At 28.8% G+C, this 6,075-nt stretch carries 5 protein-coding genes; all 5 read right to left on the minus strand.

Annotation, left to right across the window (positions count from 1 at the left end; all coding sequences use genetic code 11):
• Positions 1–357: 357 nt before the first annotated feature.
• The 5 genes from QVZ41_RS14335 to QVZ41_RS14355 all read right to left on the minus strand — a co-directional run bounded on the left by QVZ41_RS14335 (position 358) and on the right by QVZ41_RS14355 (position 4,429).
• Positions 358–771, minus strand: coding sequence for a hypothetical protein (locus QVZ41_RS14335; protein WP_302885332.1), 414 nt, complete (start codon positions 769–771; stop codon positions 358–360).
• Positions 772–1,082: 311 nt separating this feature from the next.
• Positions 1,083–2,033, minus strand: a complete 951-nt coding sequence (locus QVZ41_RS14340) for a hypothetical protein (protein WP_302885333.1) — start codon at positions 2,031–2,033, stop codon at positions 1,083–1,085.
• Positions 2,034–2,264: 231 nt separating this feature from the next.
• A complete protein-coding gene (locus QVZ41_RS14345) occupies positions 2,265–3,062 on the minus strand; it encodes a PhzF family phenazine biosynthesis protein (RefSeq protein WP_302885334.1) in 798 nt (265 codons plus the stop codon).
• Between the two features lie 228 nt (positions 3,063–3,290).
• Positions 3,291–3,785, minus strand: coding sequence for a hypothetical protein (locus QVZ41_RS14350; RefSeq protein ID WP_420896130.1), 495 nt, complete (start codon positions 3,783–3,785; stop codon positions 3,291–3,293).
• A gap of 230 nt (positions 3,786–4,015) precedes the next feature.
• Positions 4,016–4,429, minus strand: a complete 414-nt coding sequence (locus tag QVZ41_RS14355) for a hypothetical protein (protein WP_302885336.1) — start codon at positions 4,427–4,429, stop codon at positions 4,016–4,018.
• Positions 4,430–6,075 lie beyond the last annotated feature (1,646 nt).

Raw genomic sequence — 6,075 nt, forward strand, 5'->3', positions numbered from 1 at the left:
TTTTCGTTTATATTTTTCCAAAAACACCAAATAATTCAATATTTCTCAACTTAAAAAAGTTATTTTTTTTGTAAAAGATTAATGATTTTCGACTTAAAGAAAAATTAAACATTAATTTATCTGGGGAAATTTCGACCGAAATTTCTGTTAAAGCTAACGGTTTTGGCTAGGCTTTGTGCGGGATTGAAAATCGACAAGATTTTCGAACACGGACTAAGCCGAAGCTTTTTGTTTGGATTTGTTTCTTTGTTTTTCACGAAGCCAAATCAACAAGATTTGGCGACTTAGTAAATATACACAAAACTTTGAAGTTAGAACTAAACCCGCATGAAGTTTAGCCGGTGTTGTAACACGTTTTTAATTCCATTTATCTATTCTTGTTATCTTTTCTATTTCTCCACTAAAAAGCCCCATATGTCCTTTATCCTCCATATTAAATGTGCCTTCAATGATAACATATGTTTTATTAATTTTTTTCTTTTTTAACTTTTCCCAAGTCTTCTTAGTAAATGAAACCCATAAACCATTTTTTTCTATTCCATTATCATAATCCTCTTTATGAAGGTATATTCCATTACCTTCAAATTCAATATTTAGATATCCGATTACTTGAATTTTTTTGTTGTGATATTTTTCTGGAGAAGCAATCAGATTAATTATTGAAACTGATTCATCAAAACCATACCTAAACTCTTCAATAATTTTTGAGTCCTCTTGCCCATACATACATGTTAAATTGATAATTAATAAGAGTAGTAAAGTTTTTTTCATAATTATTGTAAATTCTGACTAACGTCAAATTTACAATAATTTTCTCACACAAAAATTTTACTCGTTAGCTCAATAAATTAACAGGTTTTTCTTGTGTGGGGAATGTGTTACAACGGTTTTGGCTAGGCTTTGTGCGGGAAGAAAATCGCCAAGATTTTCGATTACGTACTAAGCCGAAGCTTTTTGTTTGGATTTGTTTCTTTTGTTTTCACAAAGCCAAATCAACAAGATTTGGCGACTTAGTAAATATACACAAAACTTTGAAGTTTGAACTAAACCCGCATGAAGTTTAGCCGGTGTTGGGGCTAGTATTATTTTATTCTATTTTCAATTAATTCATAACGTAATATTGGTTCTAATTGATTTACATCGATATTCTTATTTTCTAAATTTTTCTTATAATCCTCTAATATTAATTTATAATTTTTTGATGATAAATATTTACTACTTATAGTTTCAAGAATTAAGGAACTAATCCAGACTATATTTTTAAGACATTCGTGAAATTCTGAAGCCACGTGATCTGAAACTTGAGAAAAGATAAAGGTATCAGCATTTTCATAATTAGCTCGTATTCTCAATCTATAAAGACAATCATAAATTGATGTTGGAGGTGTGTTTTGAATTATTTTATCTTTTATATTTTTTGGAGTTCTTTTTTTTCTATTATCTATTTTCCATTCATTACATTTTTTTTCAATTTCTCTTTTTCTAGTAGTTTTTAAAAATTTAGAAAAATTGTCAACAGGGTTCAAAGTAGCAAGGTTAGATAATTGATGAATATCAGTGTAAATTTCTTTTTTATTTATGAATAAATTATCATTTGGATTTTTCTCACATAATAAATTCCAGGGATGAGGGAAAATTTTACTGCGTTTATCTAATTCTTGTGAGAAATGTCTTAAAGTAGTTAGATGTTTTGGATTTACAATTTGATTTTGACTCAATAAATAAACTCTTATTTGAAGATAACAAGAATAATACGCATATACTTGAGCCCAATGTAGAGAAAACCCTGCAAATTCACTTGTTGTAGATAATTGATTCATTTGAAATTCAGTATACCATGCATTTCTCAAAATTTTAGATATTTTACTTAAATCTAGATCTTTTTTCGTTTGAATTTTTTTGAAAGCTTTATTTTTAGTTATGGTGTCTAAAAAATTATCTATTTCAGCAACACTATCAGTTGCACATTTAGATATTGATTTCAAGTAACTAAAATACGTGTCAAATGAAGTTTGTTCTTTGTTCTCAAACATTAATTTTTTTTGATTTTTCAGATATAAGCCCCAACGGTTTTGGCTAGGCTTTGTGCAGGATTGAAAATCGGCCAGATTTTCGAACACGTACTAAGCCGAAGCTTTTTGTTTGGATTTGTTTCTTTGATTTCACAAAGCCAAATCAACAAGATTTGGCGACCTAGTAAATATACACAAAACTTTGAGATAGCACTAAACCCGCATGAAGTTTAGCCGGTGTTACCTGTTGCTTTATCGGATATTTATTTCTGCTTTAAAAATAGTAATTGCATTTCCAATAATTTCAACTTGATTGTCAACAAGTTTTACATTTAATTGTCCTGTTCTTTCTGATATTTGTTCAACTTTAAATTCATTATTTTCTGTTCTTAAATTCCAAACAGGAACTAAAGCACACTGTGCTGAACCAGTCACAGGATCTTCATTAATTCCAGAAATAGGAGCAAAACAACGTACAACAAAATCAATATTTTCTCTTTCAGAAAGTGAAGTTATCATTAAATGACCAAGACCATTTTTACCCATTTCGTTAAAAACAGGTTTCGCTTGTTTTATTTCATTTTCAGTCTTAGAAATTGCAATTATCCAATTATTTTCACTTGAGTAAGTATCGATAGGAGTAAAGCCAATTATTTTCTCGAAATTTTCAATATTGTCAATTTTATTTATTTCATATTTAGGAAACACCATTTTAATTCCATTTGTGTTTTTAGTGATTTCTAAATCTCCTCCTTTAGCTTTGAATTGAATAATTTCATTTTCAGCTATGATATTATTCTCATATAAAATATGGGCACTAGCAAGTGTTGCATGTCCACATAAAGGAATTTCAGTTGTAGGAGTAAAGTATCTTATTTCAAAAGGTTTTTCAGATATATTTACAAATGCGGTTTCAGATAAATTCATCTCATTTGCGATATCTTGCATTAGTTTTGGATTCAAATTTTCGTTTAGAATCATAACTCCTGCAGGATTACCTTTAAATGCTTCTTTTGTAAAAGCATCAACTTGATATATTATCTTTTTCATTTTTTGAGTGGTTACAGGTAACGGTTTTGGCTAGGCTTTGTGCGGGAAGAAAATCGCGAAGATTTTCGAACACGGACTAAGCCGAAGCTTTTTGTTTGGATTTGTTTCTTTTGGTTTCACAAAGCCAAATCAACAAGATTTGGCGACTTAGTAAATATACACAAAACTTTGAAGTAAGCACAAAACCCCGCATGAAGTTTAGCCGGTGTTGTGCAACGTTTTTCATTTTTAATCTCTGCTTTCCCATTCGTTAGTTTCGCTTTTGAATTCATTAATGTACCAACCATCGAGAGAATAAGTCAGAGAAAATTCGTTTGTTGCTTTGTTAATTGAATATTCAAAATCTTTAAGCTTATATTTTTCTATATATTTTGGTAATTCTGTATTGTTTTTTAATTCAGTTAGTGAGTTTGGATATTTTTTAAAATCAGTTTTGTATTCAGTTATTTTTTTTACAACTAAATCAGCGTTATATTGGTTATATCTTTTTTTTATTCGAGCAAATAAAAGGCAAAAAATCAATCCGAAAAATATTGTAAAATAAACACTAATCGAGTAACTACGCTTTTTGCTCGGTTTTTTCCAGATAAGCACAATCACAATTAAAATCAGAGTATAAGTACAAAACAAAATTAGCAAATTAAAAAATCCGAATATTGTTCCAAGCCCGAAATATAATCCGATTAAAATTGCAAAAAATAAAATTAAAATCCACTTTTTCAAATTAGTTTTCAGTTTTTTTAATGTTGCACAACGGTTTTGGCTAGGCTTAGTGCGGGAAGAAAATCGCCAAGATTTTCGAACACGCAACTAAGCCGAAGCTTTTTGTTTGGATTTGTTTCTTTGGTTTCACAAAGCCAAATCAACAAGATTTGGCGACCTAGTAAATATACACAAAACTTTGAAGTTAGCACAAAACCCGCATTAAGTTTAGCCGGTGTTGGCTAATGTTTTTATTCTTTCATAATTTTATAAATTCCAATTTTATTTTCTAACTCATATTCAGATCCTTCAATTGTTATATTATTATATTCTGTGTAACTACAACATTCTCCTTTTTTTCTTTCAGCATTTACATAAAAGTCAAAAATGTGGACATTTGATATATTAACTTGAATATTTACAGTTTCAGTTTTCCAACCAATATCTTCAATTTGAATAATATTAATGTTATTTTCTGAAATGAAAGTATAATTAACTTTCGAATTATCTAATGTGTTTATAATTTCAATTTGTTCAGCTTCATAAGTTCCGTTTGTGAATAAATTTTCTCCGCTAGTTTTGTCAACAATTTTGAAACTAAATATTTCGGGAGGGGTAAAACATTCTCCACAATCATTATTATTACAACTTTGTGAAATTATCATTATTAGACATAATACAAAATAGATTTTTTTCATTCTAAGTATTTGATATTTTGTGTTATTCGTTACTCTTCTTCTTTTTCAAAATTATGAGCATTTTTCTCACATGTTAAACATTGATTTTTCGTTTTTTTAAATATTTGCCAACGGTTTTAGCTAGGAAACGAAGCGTTAAACTAGCCGATTAATTTTCAGACTTAAAACTACAGAAAATAAAAAGAAAACCAACTTTAGGAAAGCATAAAAAAGCTTTGTTTTTTAGCTGTTGTTAGCCTATGCAGTTTTTCAGATTTCAGCCATGAAAATGTTTTTATTGAAAAAATGCATTATCCTTATTTTTTTCAGCGTTACTGCTTTTCAAATCGCGTTGTTACGATAAAATTCAACGTTTTGCTTGTAAATATTTATCGGTTAAAGAAAAGTATCAATGAAACAATTTAGCGTACAGTTCAGCACGTAACTTTTAACACCATTTTCATTTTTATATATTTTTCTCAAAGAATTATGAATAATAATTTATTCACTTTTTTCATGCACAATTCGGCACGTTACTTTTTTTACTCACAGAGAAAAGTCAATAATTCTCAGCCACAAAAAGTACATTTTTTAACAAATAATTTTCTTTAAGAAAGTCAATAAATTATTGGTTTACAGAAAAGTTTTCAACTTATTTTTTTTGCGTGAGAATTGGTTTCAGAATGTTTCAAGAAAAGTTAAGAATTAATTTATCTGCGGAAATTTCGACCGAAATTTCCTGTTTAGGCTAACGGTTTTAGCTAGGAAACGAAGCGTTAGACTAGCCGATTAATTTTCAAACTTAAAACTACACAAAATAAAAAGAAAACCAACTTTATGATAGTACAAAAAAGCTTTGTTTTTTAGCTGTTGTTAGCCTATGCAGTTTTTCAGTTTTCAGCCACGAAAATGTTTTTATTGAAAAAATGCATTATCCTTATTTTTTTCAGCGTTGCTACTTTTCAAATCGCGTTGTTACGATAAAATTCAACGTTTTGTTTGTTAATATTTTTCGGCATAAAAAAAGTATCAATGAAACATTTTTTGCGTACAGTTCAGCACGCAATTTTTAACACAATTTTTATTTTGATAGATTTTTTTTCAAAGAATTAAGAATGAAAATTTATTCACTTTTTCACACACAATTCAGCACGTTATTTTTTAGGAGTTGAGAAAACTCAATAATTTTCAGCAACTAAAAAGTAGATTTTGAACAAATAAATTTCCTTAAAATAAAGTCAATAAATTATCGGTTTATAGAAAAGTTTCAGACTTAAATTTTTTGCGTTAAGATTGGTTTCAAAATGTTTCAAGAAAAGTTAAGAATTAATTTATCAGCGGAAATTTCGACCGAAATTTCCTGTTTAGGCTAACGGTTTTGGCTAGGCTTTGTGCGGGAAGAAAATCGCCAAGATTTTCGAACACGTACTAAGCCGAAGCTTTTTGTTTGGTTTTGTTTCTTTGTTTTCACAAAGCCAAATCAACAAGATTTGGCGACTTAGTAAATATAAACAAAACTTTGAAGTTGGCACAAAACCCGCATGAAGTTTAGCCGGTGTTGTGTGCTGTTTATTATTTATACTTTTCAAATTTATTTTTTGTTTTTCTCCACTCTTTTTTAAACATTAAATATC

It is taken from the genome of Wenyingzhuangia gilva, assembly GCF_030519655.1.
Classification (GTDB): Bacteria; Bacteroidota; Bacteroidia; order Flavobacteriales; family Flavobacteriaceae; genus Wenyingzhuangia; species Wenyingzhuangia gilva.